Origin of the sequence: uncultured Aquitalea sp., assembly GCF_945957525.1 — a bacterium.
In the GTDB taxonomy this organism is placed as follows: domain Bacteria; phylum Pseudomonadota; class Gammaproteobacteria; order Burkholderiales; family Chromobacteriaceae; genus Aquitalea.
This window is the reverse complement of sequence record NZ_CAMFLA010000032.1, coordinates 1-14,867: the sequence shown is the minus strand read 5'-3', so window position 1 is coordinate 14,867 and position 14,867 is coordinate 1. Positions and strand designations below refer to the sequence as shown.

The following is a 14,867-nucleotide window of genomic DNA, read 5'->3' as shown; positions in this document are numbered from 1 at the left end:
ACAATCGCGATGGCGAGCGCGCTCCGTACCAGCGCGACGACAAGCCCCGTTTCAATAATCGCGACGGCGAGCGCGCACCTGCGCCGCGCGAAGATGAACGCCGTTACACCCGTGATCGCGGCCCTTCCGGTCGCAAGCCGCTGCACAGCGAACCCGACTTCCGCATCGAACGCAAGCAAGAGCCCCGCAAGAACTGGGTGCCGCGCGAACAGTACGACCTGGAACTGCCGCGTGAAACGCCCCCGGCGGACAACGGCCCGCGCAAACTGTTCGGCAAACCCTCGGGCGAGCGCACACCGGCAGGCGACCGCGACAATCGCTTCCGTCGCGACGAAGAATCGCGCAAGAAATGGTTGCCGCGCGAGCAATTCGACCGGGAACACAGCCGCGACGACAAGGCAGGCGGCGACCGCCCGCGCAAACTGTTCGGCAAACCGGCAGGAGAAGACACATCGGCCCCCGCCCCGCGCGAGAACCGCTTCCGCCGCGACGAAGCGCCGCAACGGAATGAAGAACCGCGCAAGAGCTGGGTGCCGCGCGAGCAATACGATCCGGAACTACCGCCGCGCGAAGACGCGCCGGCCAGCCCGGGCCCGCGCAAACTGTTCAGCAAACCGTCCGGCGAACGCGCCCCGGCTGCCGAACGCGAAGACCGCTACCAGCGCGAGGAGCAACCCCGCAAACAATGGGTGCCGCGCGAGCAGTACGACCCGGAATTGCCGCGCGCAACGCCGGCTGGTGACAATCCCCCGCGCAAGCTGTTCGGCAAACCCGCTGGCGAGCGCAGCCACGGCGGCGAACGCGACAAGCACCGCGACCGCCCGGACGCCCGTCCGCAGCATGACCGTCGCCAGGATGGCTACCGCTTCGACCGCGGCCCGCAGCGCGACGGCGATGGCCACCGAGGCGGACTGGAGCAACGCCATCGCGGCGACTGGACTCCGCAGCGCGACAGCCGCTCCCAGCAAGGAGGCGGGCATCACCATCACGCCCAGCGCGAAGAGCGCGCCAGCGTGGCGCTCAGCAATCTGCGCGGCAGCCGTCTGGCCCTTTTCGCCCCCTGCCCGCGAGGTCTGGAAGACGTGCTGGTGCAAGAACTGGAGGCGCTCGGCGCCGATCAGGTAGGCAAAGTGGACGGCGGCGTTTCCTTCAGCGGCGACGCTGACGTAATGATGAAAGCCAACCTGCACAGCCGCACCGCCAGCCGCGTGCTCTTGAAGTTGGCCGAAGGCACTTATCGCGACGATCACGACATCTACCGCCTGGCCATGCGCATCGACTGGCCGCGCTGGTTCGACGTCTCCCGCAGCATCAAGGTGAAAACCGACGGCATCGCCGCCAATGTGCGCAGCCTGGATTTCGTCTCGCTCAAGGTAAAGGACGCGGTGTGCGACCGCTTCCGCCAGGCCCATCACGGCCGCCCCAATGTGGATACCCGCGCACCGGACGTGCGCATTCACGCCTTCCTGATGCGCGAACAAGTGACGCTGTATCTGGACACCAGCGGCGAACCGCTATTCAAGCGCGGCTGGCGCGAAGAAACCGGCGAAGCGCCGCTGCGCGAAAACCTGGCCGCCGGCATTCTGCTGCTGTCCGGCTATGACGGCAGCCAAGCCCTGCTGGACCCGATGTGCGGCAGCGGCACTTTCCTGGTGGAGGCCGCCGACATCGCCCTGCGCCGCGCGCCGGGCCGTCAACGCAACTTCGGCTTTGAACGCCTGCGCGAACACGATCAACCCGCCTGGGAAACCTTGCTGACCGAAGCCCGCGCGGCCGAGCTGCCGGTGGGCCCGCTGGCGATTCGCGGCTCCGACCGCGCCGGGCAGATGGTGGCCGTCGCGCGCGGCAACCTGAAGCGCGCCGGTCTGGCCGACGTCATTCAGCTGGAACAGAAGGACGTACTGCAAGCGCGCCCGGACGCCGACAGCGGCCTGATGATTACCAACCCGCCCTACGGCGTGCGCATGGACGAGCAGGAATCGCTGGCGGAACTCTACCCGCTGCTGGGCGACTGGCTGAAAGCCCATTTCGCCGGCTGGACCGCGCACTTCTTCACCGGCGACCTGCGCCTGCAGGATCTGATCCATCTCTCGGTCAAGCGCCGCACACCGCTGTTCAACGGCTCGCTGCCTTGCCGCTTATTCGTCATCCCCATGGTGGCCGGCAGCGCCCGCCGCCAGAAGGCCGGCGAGGGCGACGCGCCCGAAGCCGGCGCGGACGATCAGGACCACGCCGAGTAAGCCCACCCTCCCGCCATGGCCGGCCCCCGTCGGCCATGGCGGGCCGCCTCACCGAATCAGCTCCCCGCCATGCAGACTTCTTTCCTTTCCGCCACCATCCTGCTGATCCTGATTACCGATCCGCTGGGCAATATTCCCCTGTTCATCTCCGCGCTCAAACAAGTGAAGCCGGAACGCCGCAAACGCGTGGTCTATCGCGAATGCCTGATCGCCTTCATGGTGTTGCTGACCTTCATGTTTTTTGGTCGCAATTTTCTCGACATGATGCATCTGACCGACCAATCCATGCAGGTGGCCGGCGGGGTGATCCTGTTCCTGATCGCCATCAAGATGATCTTCCCCGGCGAAGGCAGCGTTTTCGGCGGCGACAAGATGCACGGCGAACCCTTCATCGTGCCCATCGCCGTGCCCTTGATCGCCGGCCCCTCCGCCATGGCCACCGTGCTGCTGATGTCCACGCGCGAACCCACCCGCATCCTGGAATGGGTAGGCGCGCTGACCATCTGCATGCTGGTGACCACTGTGGTGTTCCTGTTTTCCGGCAAGCTGCAAAAGCTGTTGGGCGAGCAAGCCATTACCGCGCTGGAGCGCCTGATGGGTCTGGTACTGACTGCTATCTCCATTGAAATGCTCCTGGGCGGCGTGGCGTCCTACATCCGCCAGTTCCATTAAGACCCGCTAACAAAACCCCCGATCCTGCATTGCGCCTCCTTGTCGTACTCAAGTACGGCCAGCGTCGGCAGGCCTTGGCTCAGGGTCTCTGCGAGGTTTTGTTTACGGCTCCAAGCGCCAGTCTCCGATCCGCTGCCCGCACGCTATTTTCGCCTGTGCCCGCCGGGACATGACACAGACGCCAAGCGGGCATTGGGCCAACCCGTTGCCGTTTCCAGCGCCTGCTCCTTGCCGGCCCCCCACTGACTCGACAAACAACAGCGCTCCGCCGGCCTTCGGCCAACCTTGTCTCCACAACGCATTGCCACGCTTGCAACTGCCCTCTCGCACAGCTTGTCGCCCACGCTCCCGCCTCTGACAATCCAGCCCCGTCCTGCCGCCAACGCCCGCCATAGGGATTTCAGCAATTAGCGAGCTGTAGCGGGCTTGCTACGATGCCTGACACGAACAAGGCGGGCCTTCAAGCCGCTGCAGACAACAACGCTTCAGAGAAACAGAGACCAGACCTTATGCAAGCTTCCAAGCCCTTGCACTCTCGCCTGTATTTTCAGGTGATTGTCGCCATCACCATCGGTGTCCTGCTGGGCGCCTTCTACCCGGATACCGCCGCCCAGATGAAACCGCTGGGCGACGCCTTCATCAAGCTGATCAAGATGATGATCGCGCCGATCATCTTCGCCACCGTTGTGGTGGGCATCGCCAAGATGGGCGACATGAAAGAAGTGGGCCGCGTCGGCGTGAAGTCGCTGCTGTACTTTGAAGTGGTCACCACGCTGGCGCTGGTGATCGGTCTGGTAGTAGTGAATGTGCTGCAACCGGGCGCGGGCCTCAACATCGACCCGCACACCCTGCACGCCAAGGAAATCGCCAAGTACACGGCCGGCGCCAAGGAAATGAACACCATTGATTTCCTGCTGCACATCATCCCGGATACCGTGGTGGGCGCTTTCGCCTCCGGTGAAATCCTGCAAGTGCTGACCTTCTCCGTGCTGCTGGGCCTGGCGCTGACCCGCATGGGCGACAACGGCAAGACCATCGTCCACATCCTGGACGAGTTCTCGCACGCCCTGTTCGGCGTAATCAACATGCTGATGAAGCTGGCGCCGATCGGTGCTTTCGGCGCCATGGCCTTCACCATCGGCAAGTACGGCGTGGGCTCGCTCAAGCAACTGGGCTTCCTGATGCTGTGCGTTTACCTTACCTGCGGCGCCTTCGTCTTCATCGTGCTGGGCCTGATTGCCCGCTTCAGCGGTTTCAGCCTGCTCAAGTTCCTCGCCTACATCAAGGAAGAGATCATTCTGGTGCTGGGCACGTCTTCGTCCGAATCCGCCCTGCCGGGCATGATGCGCAAGATGGAAAACCTCGGCTGCGCCAAGCCGGTTGTCGGCATGGTGATCCCCACCGGTTACTCCTTCAATCTGGACGGCACCTCGATTTACCTGACCATGGCGGCGATCTTCATTGCACAAGCCACCAATGTGAATCTGTCGCTGGGTGAAGAACTGGGCCTGATCGGCGTACTGTTGCTCACTTCCAAGGGCGCGGCGGCGGTAACCGGCGGCGGCTTCATCACTCTGGCCGCCACCCTGGCGACACTGGGCGGCAAGCTGCCGGTAGAAGGCTTGGCGCTGCTGATCGGCGTGGACCGCTTCATGTCCGAAGCCCGCGCCATTACCAATCTGATCGGCAACGGCGTGGCCACCGTCGTCATCGCCAGGTGGGAAAAGGCGCTGGATACCCAGCGCATGCAGCGCGTCCTGAACGGCGAAGAAGTGTCTCAGGACGAGCTGGCCTGATTTAGCAGGACGTTCTTTCAGTCAGCTTGCGGCCCGTCATCCGACGGGCCTTTTTTCTGCCCGGCAAAAAACTGCGTCAGGTAATCCACAAACACCCGCACCTTGCCCGGCACATGCCGTCGCACCGGATATACCGCCGATACATCCAGGCAGATCCAGTGGTAATCCGGCAACACCCGGATCAGCCGCCCCTCTTCCAGCGCTTCGCCCACCAGGAACTCCGGCTGCCGGGTAATACCCATGCCGTGAATGGCGGCGTCGGTGAGGATATCGCCATTGTTGGCGCGCAGGCTGCCCTTTACTTTCACGCGACCTTCCACCCCGTCTGCCCCCTTGTACTCCCACAGCAGCGGCTGCGAAGTGAGGGTATAGATCAGGCAATCATGCGCAGCCAAATCGTCAGGATGCGCCGGTGTGCCGTGACGCAGCAGGTAATCCGGCGATGCGCAAAGAAAATCGCGCACCTTGGCCAGCGGTCGGGCGATCAGGCTGGAGTCCGTCAGATTGGATACGCGAATGGCGAGGTCGAACCCCTCCTCCACCAGATCCACCCTCCGGTCGTTCAGGGAAAGTTCGACTTCAATCTCCGGATACTGGCGAGCGAAGCCAGCCATGGCCTTGCCCAGAAAGCGCATGCCGAAAGACACCGGAGCAGTGACGCGCAAGCGCCCGCTGGGGCGGCTGGAACACATGGATAACTGGGCGTCCAGATCATCCAGCTCCGCCAACAGCGTGCCGGCTTGCGCCAGATAGGTTTCTCCCGCTTCGGTCAGCGAAAGCCGGCGAGTGGTGCGATGCATCAGTCGCACGCCCAAGCGGGCCTCCAGCGCGGATACCAGCTTGGTGACCATCGCGCGCGACAAGTCCAGCCTATCCGAGGCTGCGGCAAAACTGCCTTGCTCGGCGACAGTGACAAAAGCGCGTATTTCCGAGAAGCGGTCCATACAATTTCACCAGAGTAAATAATTTCTTTATTTATAGCATATTTATTACAATCACCGCTCATGGTGAAATGCCTTCCAAGCCAAGCGGCCGCAAGCCGCAGCCAGCCAGAACCCGGTCACCGACACTGGATGCCTGCCATCGCACGGCAACACGGCGCATCACCGGACATGCTCTGCGGCGCCAATGGTCCGCCACCCACTTGAAAGGAATGCCATGAACACCCACCAACCCGCACTCTCCGCCCTGATCCTGCGCGTTTCTCTCGCGCTGATGTACCTGGCCCACGGCGCCCTTAAACTGTTTGTCTTCACCCCGGCCGGCACCGCTCAATATTTCGCCAGCCTGGGTCTGCCCGGCGTCATCGCCTACCCCGCTATTGCGGCAGAACTGATTGCCGGCCTGATGCTGTTGCTGAATATACAGGCGCGTTGGGCCGCGCTGGCGCTGGTGCCCCAGCTGCTGGGCACCATTGTGCTGGTGCACGGTGCCAATGGCTGGATGTTCGCCAATCAGGGCGGCGGCTGGGAATACCCCGCCTTTCTGATCGCCGCCTCGCTGGCGCTGTTCTTCATGGGTGCGCCGGAGCGTAGCAAGCACGACTAAGACCCGCTCTCCCTCCTCCTGATCCCGCACGGCGACTCAGGGCCCCTACGAGGTTGGGTCCGCCGCGCCAAGCCCTCTTCATTCTGTTGTCTCCTTGCAGGCCGCACGCAAACCGTGCGGCCTTTTTTGTTTTCCCGCCTACCCTGTAATGTATCAACTACACACCAGGCCCGGATTTTTGCTTGACGGCGGTCAAGCCCGGCGCAAGTTCAGTGTGTAGCATAATTACAATATTGGCATGATGGTTTCGCGCATGACCGATGCGTAACAACAGGGAAACATTGTTGAAAAATAAGCACCTGCGTATGACCAAATGAAAGCGGGAGGTTTTCCGCACTTGCCATTCGCAGCCAGTTACGGCTTAATCCTGCCCCAACAACGCTCGTAATAAAACAACTTGAATTTCCCAAGATCTGAGGAGTTGCACATGGGTACTCCCTCCCCACGACTGGACATCCTCGCCCCCCTTTCCGGGTGGCTGGTAGCCCTGGATACCGTTCCCGATCCGGTTTTCGCCGGCAAGATGGTGGGCGACGGCATCTCTATCGATCCCACCTCCTGTAGCCTGCTGGCCCCGGTCAGCGGTGTCATCAGCAATATCCATTCGGCCAACCACGCACTGACCATCACCTCCGACAAGGGTGTGGAGGTCATGGTGCACATCGGCATCGATACCGTGATGCTGAAAGGCCAGGGCTTCGCCCCGCTGGTGAAGCAGGGCGACCGTGTCGCCGCCGGCCAGGCCGTTATTGATTTCGATCTGGATCTGGTGGGTCGTCAGGCGCAAAGCCTGTTGACGCAAGTGATCATCACCAACGGCGACGTGGTCAGCCGCATGACCGCCGCCAGCGGCAAAGCCGTGGCCGGCAAGAGCATCATCCTGACGTTGGAACTGGCGGGCGGCGATAACGAGGCCGAAGCCGCACAAGGCGAAACCCTGCGCGCAGCGCCGGTCGTCATTCCCAACCCGGCCGGGCTGCACGCCCGTCCGGCCGCCGTGTTCGCCACCCGCGCCAAGACCTTCGCCGCCGATGTGCAGCTATTGCTGGGCGAGAAGAAAGCCAACGCCAAATCGGTGGTGAGCATCATGAGTCTCGCCACGGTGAAGGGTGATGAGCTGGTCGTGGAAGCCACCGGCCCCGACGCCGCTCAGGCCGTGGCCGCGCTAGCCGCCCTGTTGGCCGAAGGCTGTGGAGAAAGCGCGGACGAAGCGCCGACAGCTGCCGCCGCACCGCAGGCACCCGTTACCGCGCAACAAGACCGCGACGGCGTGCTGGCCGGCGTGCCGGCCTCGCCGGGCTTGGCCATTGGCCGCATCGTGCATCTGAAGCTGCAAGAGTTCGACGTGGCCGAACAGGGCCAGGGCAGCATCATCGAGCAGCAGCAGTTCACCCGCGCCACCGAAGAAGCCGCCGAACAGATCGAGGCCATCAAGACCCAGCTGCAGGACAAGGCCAAGCAGGCCATCCTCTCCATGCATCAGGAGTTGCTGCAAGACCCCGAACTGCTGGCGCTGACCTACGCGGAACTGGCGGACGGCAAATCCGCCGGCTGGGCCTGGCGCGACGCTTACAGCGCCTATTCCGCCAGTCTGGAGGCGCAGGACAACCCGCTGCTGCGCGAGCGCGCCAACGACATTCGCGACGTGGGCCGCCGCGTGCTGGCCCTGCTGGCCGGCGTGAAGCAGGCGCAGCCGGACATCCCGCCCGGCTCCATCCTCATCGCTGAAGACCTCACCCCGTCCGACACCGCCGCACTGGACCCGAGCCGCGTGGCAGGCTTCTGTACCCGCACCGGCGGCGCCACCAGCCACGTGGCCATTCTGGCCCGCTCGCAGGGTATTCCCGCCATCTGCGGCATCTCGCCGGCAGCCCTCGCGCTACAAGATGGGCTGGAAGTGATCCTAGACGGTAGCGAAGGCACGCTCAGCATCGCGCCGGACGCCGCCGCGCTGGCCGCCGCCCGCGAGGCCATCGCCAAGGCCGCCGAGCGCCGCAAGGCCGAAGCCGCGCAAGCCCATCAGGCTGCGCATACCCGCGACGGCGAGCGCATTGAAGTGGTCGCCAATATCCGCAACGCCGCCGACGCGCGCGAAGCGGTGGCCGCCGGCGCCGAAGGCGTGGGCCTGCTGCGCTCGGAATTCCTCTTCGACAACCGCGACACTGCGCCCACCGAAGCCGAACAAGCCGCCGAGTATACTGCGGTGGCCCGCGCGCTGGGTCAGGAGCGCCCGCTGGTGGTGCGCACGCTGGACGTAGGCGGCGACAAGCCGCTGTCCTACCTGCCGCTGCCGCGCGAAGACAACCCCTTCCTCGGCCTGCGCGGCATCCGCGTCAGCCTGGAGCGCCCCGATCTGTTGCGCACCCAGTTGCGCGCCATCCTGCAAGCCGCGCCGCTGACCCGCCTGCACATCATGTTCCCGATGGTGTCCTCGCTGGACGAGCTGCGCGCCGCCAAGGCGGTGCTGGCCGAAGAGGCCGCCGTTGCCGGCCACCCTGAAGTGAAGGTGGGCATCATGGTGGAAGTGCCGTCCGCCGCCGTACTGGCTGCGCGCTTCGCCCCGGAGGTGGACTTCTTCTCCATCGGCACCAACGACCTGACCCAGTACGTGCTGGCGATGGACCGCGGTCACCCGCAACTGGCCAAGCAGGCCGACGCGCTGCATCCGGCCGTGCTGGCCATGATTGCCCTCACTTGCGAAGGCGCGCGCGCCCACGGCAAGTGGGTGGGCGTCTGCGGCGGCATCGCTTCGGACGAACGCGCCGCGCCGGTGCTGGTGGGCATGGGCGTGAGCGAGCTGTCGGTAAGCACCCCCGCCGTGCCGGCGGTGAAAGCCGCGCTCTCGCGCTGGGATCTGGCCGAGTGCCGGCAGTTGGCCGAAGAAGTGCTGGCCCTGTCCACGGTTGCGGAAGTACGCGCCCACCTAGCCGCCAAGGCACGCTGAAACGGAGCCGTCCGCACTGACGGACGGCATTGACCCGTCGCCGGCCGGATACGAAACCCGGGCCGGGGCGGGGATGACGCAGGAATCTTCATCATGTTTGCTCAAACTTTCGCTTTTCTGCAGAAAATCGGCAAAGCGCTGATGCTGCCGGTGGCCGTGCTGCCGGTAGCCGGCCTGCTGCTGGGCATCGGCGCCACCGATTTCCACACCCAGAACACCGTGGCGCTGGCCATCCTGGCGCTGATGAAAAACTCCGGCGACGTGATCTTCGGCAACCTGCCGCTGATCTTCGCCGTGGCCGTGGCGCTGGGCTTTACCGAGAATGACGGCGTTGCCGCCATTGCCGCCGTGATCGGCCACCTGGTCACTACCGTCACCCTGGGGGTGATGGCCACGCTGATGGGCGTGAAAACCGCCACCATCATGGGCCTGCCGTCCATCCAGACTGGCGTGTTCGGCGGCATTCTGGCCGGCGGTCTCGCGGCCTACATGTTCAACCGCTTCTACCGGATCAATCTGCCTGTCTATCTGGGCTTCTTTGCCGGCAAGCGTTTTGTGCCCATCATCACCGCCCTCGGCGCCATCGTGCTGGGCGCCGTGCTGTCGGTGGCATGGCGTCCGATTGGCGCCGGCATTGACGCTTTCTCGCACTGGGCTGCCGTAAGCGATCCGCGCACAGCCGCCACCGTGTACGGCTTTGTCGAGCGTTTGCTGATTCCTTTCGGTCTGCACCATATCTGGAACGTGCCGTTCTTCTTTGAAATCGGCGACTTCGTCGACGCCACCGGCAAGCACGTGCATGGTGACATCAATCGCTTCTTCGCCGGCGACCCGACTGCCGGCATCCTGTCTGGCGCCTTCTTCTTCAAGATGTTCGGCCTGCCCGGCGCCGCTATCGCCATCTGGCATACCGCCAAGCCGGAAAACCGCGCCAAAGTGGGCGGCATGATGGTTTCGGCTGCGCTGGCGTCTTTCCTTACCGGCATCACCGAGCCGATTGAGTTCGCCTTCTTGTTCGTTGCCCCGGTGCTGTACTTCATCCACGCCTGTCTGGCCGCCACGGCGCAGTTTGTCGCCAATACGCTGGACATGCACATGGGCTTCACCTTCTCGCAAGGCGGCATCGACTTCCTGATGTTCAACCTGCTGGGCGACAAGTCCAAACACGCTAGCTATCTGTTCATCCTCGGCCCCATCTATGCGGTGCTGTACTACACCGTGTTCCGCTTTGTCATCGTCAAGTTCAACCTCAAGACCCCGGGTCGCGAAGATGAAAGCGTGGAAAGCGCCGCTGCCGTTAGCGAAGATCAACGCTCGCGCGAGCTGGTGCTGGCCTTCGGCGGTCGCAGCAACATCGCCAATCTGGACGCCTGCATCACCCGTCTGCGCATCGCGGTGAAAGACCCGGCCCGTGTTGACCAGGCCAAACTGAAAGCCATGGGCGCTTCCGGCGTGGTACAGGTGGGCAACGGCATCCAGGCCATCTTCGGCCCGCTGTCGGAAAACCTGAAAACCGACATGGAGCAATACCTGAAAACCGCCGGCGCCGACGCTGAGCTGTCGGCCGAAGTGGCCGCCGTTGCCGCCCCGGCCATCGCCGCCGCGCAAACGGCAGCGCGCCCGGCGGAACGCCTGGCGGGCGACATGGCCGCCAAGGTATTGGCCGCGCTGGGCGGTTCGGCCAACGTGGGCGAGGTGGAGCACATGGCCCACACCCGCGTGCGCGTGGCCCTGAAAGACGCTTCGCGCATGGATGTGGCCGCCGTCGAGGCCGCCGGCGTACAAGCCTGCGTGGAAGCGCGCCCAGGCGTGTGGCATCTGGTGGTGGGCGGCGACAAGGCAGAACAGCTGGCTCGAGAGCTGAAAGCCTGATTTCCCGTTGTTGCCATGCAAAAAGCCCGCGATTGCGGGCTTTTTGTTGTTTCGGGCTGGTCAGCGCATAACACCAGACCACCCCGGTACAAGGCCGCCCTCTACGGCGACCTTGCTGTTTGCGAGCCAGAAACAGACTCAGGCCAAGGCAAACAATTCGCGCAGGTGCATGGCCACGCCGTTTTGCGCATTGCTGGCGACGCGCGGGGCCTGCGGCAGCCTTTCGGCCAACCTCGGGTGAGCATTCGCCATTACGCGCGGGTGGCCCACGCTTTGCAGCAGCTCGATGTCGTTCTGGCCGTCGCCAAACGCCAGGCAGTCGTCAGCGGCGATGCCCTGCCCAGCCAGCACCAGCGACAGCGCGTGCCCCTTGGATACGCCGGGCGCCATCACTTCCAGGCAGTTGTCGGCAGAGAAGGTGATGTAGGCGCTGTCGCCCAGTGCGGCATGCAATTTGGCTTCCACCTCCAGCAAATGCGCATGGTCGGCGATATACAGCACCTTGGCCACGCCCGCGCCATCATGCCGGGCAAGGTCGCCCACCCGGTACACAAAGCCGGAATCAGCATGCAGGCTCAAGAGGTAATCATTGGATTGATCGATCAGCCACTCATCGTCCAGATAAAAATTCAGCACGGTCCCGGCGGCGAAGGCCGGCTGCGCCACTTGGCGCACGATGGCCGGGGCGATGTTCTCGCTGTGGATGAGACGGCCGTCCGGGTCGTGCACGCGTGCGCCGTTGGAGCTGATGATGTGGGCGCGCACGCCCAGCGCCTGGCGAATGCCTTTGACGTCCAGATAATGGCGGCCGGTAGCCAGCGCAAAACGCAGGCCTTGCCGCTCCAGTTGCTGCAGCGTCTCGGCGGTGAGGGGGTTGACGCAGTGGTGCTGGTCCAGCAGGGTGCCATCCAGATCGGATGCGATGAATCGGTACACGATGACCTCCGTTGCCACAGAAGTGCTTGATTATACGCCGGCTAAAACGTAGCAGCCCGACTACAGCCGCCAGTCTCAGGCCAGCGACCACCAGTTGGCGCGCTGGCGTTTGTTCTGTTTGGCGCGATACATGGCTGCATCGGCATTGCGCAGCAATTGCTCGGCGTCCTCGCCGTGCTCGGGATACAAGGCCACCCCCATGCTCATGCCCACGCGCACCTGGCGGCCGTCCGCCACTTCAAACGGCAATTCCACCGCCTGATGCAGACGAGCGAGAATCCGTCGCAGCTGATGGTGGGCGGACTGTCGCTCCAGATCCTCCATGACCACCAGAAACTCGTCGCCGCCCAAGCGCACCAGCATGTCCGCCTCGCGCATGCCCTCCAGCAAGCGCATTGCCAGCTGCCGCAGCAGCTGATCGCCGGCGTCGTGCCCCCAAGTGTCATTCACCGGCTTGAAATCATCCAGATCCAGCAAGCCCACGGCCAGCAGGCTGCCCTGACGGCGCGCGCGGGCCATTGCCTTGTCCAGGTGCAGGGTCATGGCGTAGCGATTGGGCAGCCCGGTCAGCGCGTCATGGCGGGCGCGATGAGCCTCCTCCACCTGCAGACGCTCCAGTCGCTGCTTGAGGTCCATCTCGTCCAGTCCATGCCCCAGCAGCGCGGCGACGGTGCGGCACAGCTCGATGGTCTGCTTGTCGAACACATCGGGCTGCGGCGAAGCGAACACCAGCACTGCCCACACCTCGCCGCCGCGCCTTACCGGCGCGGCCAGCACCGCGTGCCAGTCGTGGCTGGCGAAGAAGGGGCGCAGCCTCGTACATTGCGGCGCGTTCTGCACATCGTTGAGATAACGCATCTCGCCGACATGCCAGGCCTGCGCCACCAGCGGCGCATCCGGCTCCGCGGACACTCTCACATCCAGCACTTTCAGCAGCCCCGTGCCGCGGCCCGCCGCCGCCAGCACCTGGAATTTTCCCGACTCGTCCGGCCGTCCCGCCCAAGAAGCGTGAAACTGGGTATCGTGCACCAATCGCTCACAGGTGCGCACCAGCATTTCAGTGGTGCTGCGCGCCTGCAGCACCACATCGCCCTCGCTCATCAGCGCCTGATACAGCTGCTGTAGATTGCGGATGCGCTGACGTTGACTGATATCTTGCAAACCACGCTCAAGACAGCTCACCAGCGCAAGGAAGAGGTCTTTCACCTCATCGTCGAACATTTCTTCCTGCCGGCAATAAACAGTCAACACCGCCGCCACCACGCCCTGATCGCGAATGGGCAGGGAGGCGAAGGAGCCAAAGCGATAGTCTTCGGCCAACTTGGCATAGATGGGTTTGAGGTCCGGCTGACTGTAACGGGCAATGAACACTGGCCGGCCTGTGCGCCAGGCGTTGCCGGTGGGGCCGTTGCCGCCCAGCTTGGCGGGATCGCTGAAGATGTGCACCTTGCTCAGGTAATCCACTTCGCCGGCCGCCGCCAGCGGCTGGAACTCGCTGCTCTCGGCGTCCGGACGGCCTATCCAGGCCAGCGCCATGTCTCCCAGCGACACCGCCGCCTGACAGAGCGCCTGGAACAATCTCGCCTCATCCTCCATCTGGATGCTGAAGCGATTGACCTCGGCCAGCAACGCGTTGAAACGGGCCAGCCGCGACAGGTGGCGCGCCTGGCTTTCCCGCTCGGTCACATCCTCCAGCGTCCAGACCGACAACGCTTCGTCCATGTCGTCCAGCCGGGAGCCGGACAGGTCGCACAGACAAACGCTGCCGTCCTTGCGGCGGAAACTCACCGTATTGAAGGCAACCCGCCCTTCGTGGACCAAGCGGTCATGACCGCCGCCCACTCGCGCGTACTCGCCCTCGTCCGGGTAGATCATGCGCACATCGCGCCCGATCAGCTCTTCCGGCCGGTAGCCCAGCATTTCAGCAAAACTCGTATTGCATTTCATCACGAGGCGCCCAGCCATCAACACAATGCCGGAGCGGGAATTTTCCAGCAGGGCATGCTGCAGTCGCTGGGATTCAATGCGCTCCAGCCCCTGCGAGATATCGCGGGCGATATCCAGCAGCACGCCACGCAACTCATCGTCGAAAACATCCGCCTGGCGATGCAGCATGATCAGCACCGCATGCTTCTTTTCACCATGGCGAATGGACAACATGGCACAAGAACCGAATCCGTGTCTTAACGCCGCCCGTTGCCAGGCCGGCGCATCGGCGTCGCTTGCCAGCGCGGGCAAAAATTCGGACAGCCCTTCTTCCCAGAAGCGCGGCAGATGACAGGCGGCCTGGGCCGGTTCGGCCAACACCTGCTCCATCCAAGACATGGACTGCTGTTGCGCCAGGGGGATAAACGGCCCGTCGGCATGCCGACGACCGACAAAGACCAGCGAGAAATCGGTGATGGCGACGGCGCGCTGGCAGACACTTTCCAGCAAGGCATGCTTGTCCGGCGCATCGATCAGCAACTGGCTGATGACGACGCGCAAGCCTTGCAACTCGCGCCTGGCGCGCACCCGTCCCGCAGCAGAGATGCCCACCGACGGCCGGGTGCCAATGCCCCATACCACCGCCAGCAGCAATAGCGCGGCAGGCAGGGCAACGGTCAGCATGGTCAGGTCAGCCAAGTCGGGCTCCGGGCCGTACAGGCGGCCAGCGTCGGTTAGGGGTGGAAATGAGCTAGCGCGAATTATCCCGCGGCCGGCGCAAACAGCTCAACTATTACGCTCAGACAGCTGATGAAACGCAAAAGGCCGACTCAAAAAGAGTCGGCCTTGTGGAATTCTGGTGGCCAGTCGCGGAATCGAACCACGGACACGCGGATTTTCAATCCGCTGCTCTACCAACTGAGCTAACTGGCC

The 14,867-nt window shown here is 63.9% G+C and carries 9 protein-coding genes and 1 tRNA gene; 6 read left to right on the top strand and 4 right to left on the bottom strand.

Annotation, left to right across the window (positions count from 1 at the left end; genetic code table 11):
- The first annotated feature begins 1,043 nt into the window (after positions 1-1,043).
- From Q0P52_RS19180 to Q0P52_RS19170, 3 genes are all read left to right on the top strand, one after another.
- Positions 1,044-2,240 carry a THUMP domain-containing protein gene (locus Q0P52_RS19180; protein ID WP_293766775.1) on the top strand — a complete coding sequence of 399 codons (1,197 nt, stop codon included), beginning with the start codon at positions 1,044-1,046 and terminating at the stop codon, positions 2,238-2,240.
- Positions 2,241-2,309: 69 nt separating this feature from the next.
- Entirely contained in the window at positions 2,310-2,912 is a 603-nt protein-coding gene (locus Q0P52_RS19175) for a MarC family protein (protein ID WP_293766758.1), read from the top strand.
- 509 nt (positions 2,913-3,421) lie between these two features.
- Positions 3,422-4,708 (top strand): dicarboxylate/amino acid:cation symporter, encoded by a 1,287-nt coding sequence (locus Q0P52_RS19170; RefSeq protein ID WP_293766760.1) that lies wholly within the window; start codon positions 3,422-3,424, stop codon positions 4,706-4,708.
- Positions 4,709-4,725: 17 nt separating this feature from the next.
- Here the strand turns inward: Q0P52_RS19170 and Q0P52_RS19165 are convergent, their stop codons facing one another.
- Entirely contained in the window at positions 4,726-5,652 is a 927-nt protein-coding gene (locus Q0P52_RS19165; protein ID WP_293766763.1) for a LysR family transcriptional regulator, read from the bottom strand.
- A gap of 214 nt (positions 5,653-5,866) precedes the next feature.
- Between Q0P52_RS19165 and Q0P52_RS19160 the strand changes: the two genes are divergently transcribed.
- The 3 genes from Q0P52_RS19160 (at position 5,867) to ptsG (ending at position 11,072) form a co-directional block, all read left to right on the top strand.
- On the top strand, positions 5,867-6,256 hold the full coding sequence (locus Q0P52_RS19160; RefSeq protein WP_293766765.1) for a DoxX family protein: 390 nt from the start codon (positions 5,867-5,869) through the stop codon (positions 6,254-6,256).
- 427 nt (positions 6,257-6,683) lie between these two features.
- A complete protein-coding gene (gene ptsP, locus Q0P52_RS19155; RefSeq protein WP_293766767.1) occupies positions 6,684-9,200 on the top strand; it encodes a phosphoenolpyruvate--protein phosphotransferase in 2,517 nt (838 codons plus the stop codon).
- A 93-nt stretch (positions 9,201-9,293) separates the two neighbouring features.
- Complete coding sequence (ptsG, locus tag Q0P52_RS19150; protein WP_293766769.1) at positions 9,294-11,072, top strand: PTS glucose transporter subunit IIBC; 1,779 nt, start codon at positions 9,294-9,296, stop codon at positions 11,070-11,072.
- Between the two features lie 138 nt (positions 11,073-11,210).
- Here ptsG and Q0P52_RS19145 read toward each other — a convergent pair whose 3' ends face one another.
- The 3 genes from Q0P52_RS19145 to Q0P52_RS19135 form a co-directional block, all read right to left on the bottom strand.
- Positions 11,211-12,008 carry a Cof-type HAD-IIB family hydrolase gene (locus tag Q0P52_RS19145; RefSeq protein ID WP_293766771.1) on the bottom strand — a complete coding sequence of 266 codons (798 nt, stop codon included), beginning with the start codon at positions 12,006-12,008 and terminating at the stop codon, positions 11,211-11,213.
- A 75-nt stretch (positions 12,009-12,083) separates the two neighbouring features.
- Entirely contained in the window at positions 12,084-14,633 is a 2,550-nt protein-coding gene (locus Q0P52_RS19140) for a diguanylate cyclase (protein WP_293766773.1), read from the bottom strand.
- Positions 14,634-14,791: 158 nt separating this feature from the next.
- Positions 14,792-14,867, bottom strand: a tRNA-Phe gene (locus Q0P52_RS19135).

Excerpts from the sequence above, each read along its gene's own strand:
- Q0P52_RS19175 (WP_293766758.1), top strand. The coding sequence starts at position 2,310 with ATGCAGACTTCTTTCCTTTCCGCCACCATCCTGCTGATCCTGATTACC.
- Q0P52_RS19170 (WP_293766760.1), top strand. The coding sequence starts at position 3,422 with ATGCAAGCTTCCAAGCCCTTGCACTCTCGCCTGTATTTTCAGGTGATT.
- Q0P52_RS19165 (WP_293766763.1), bottom strand. The coding sequence starts at position 5,652 with ATGGACCGCTTCTCGGAAATACGCGCTTTTGTCACTGTCGCCGAGCAA.
- Q0P52_RS19160 (WP_293766765.1), top strand. The coding sequence starts at position 5,867 with ATGAACACCCACCAACCCGCACTCTCCGCCCTGATCCTGCGCGTTTCT.
- ptsP (WP_293766767.1), top strand. The coding sequence starts at position 6,684 with ATGGGTACTCCCTCCCCACGACTGGACATCCTCGCCCCCCTTTCCGGG.
- ptsG (WP_293766769.1), top strand. The coding sequence starts at position 9,294 with ATGTTTGCTCAAACTTTCGCTTTTCTGCAGAAAATCGGCAAAGCGCTG.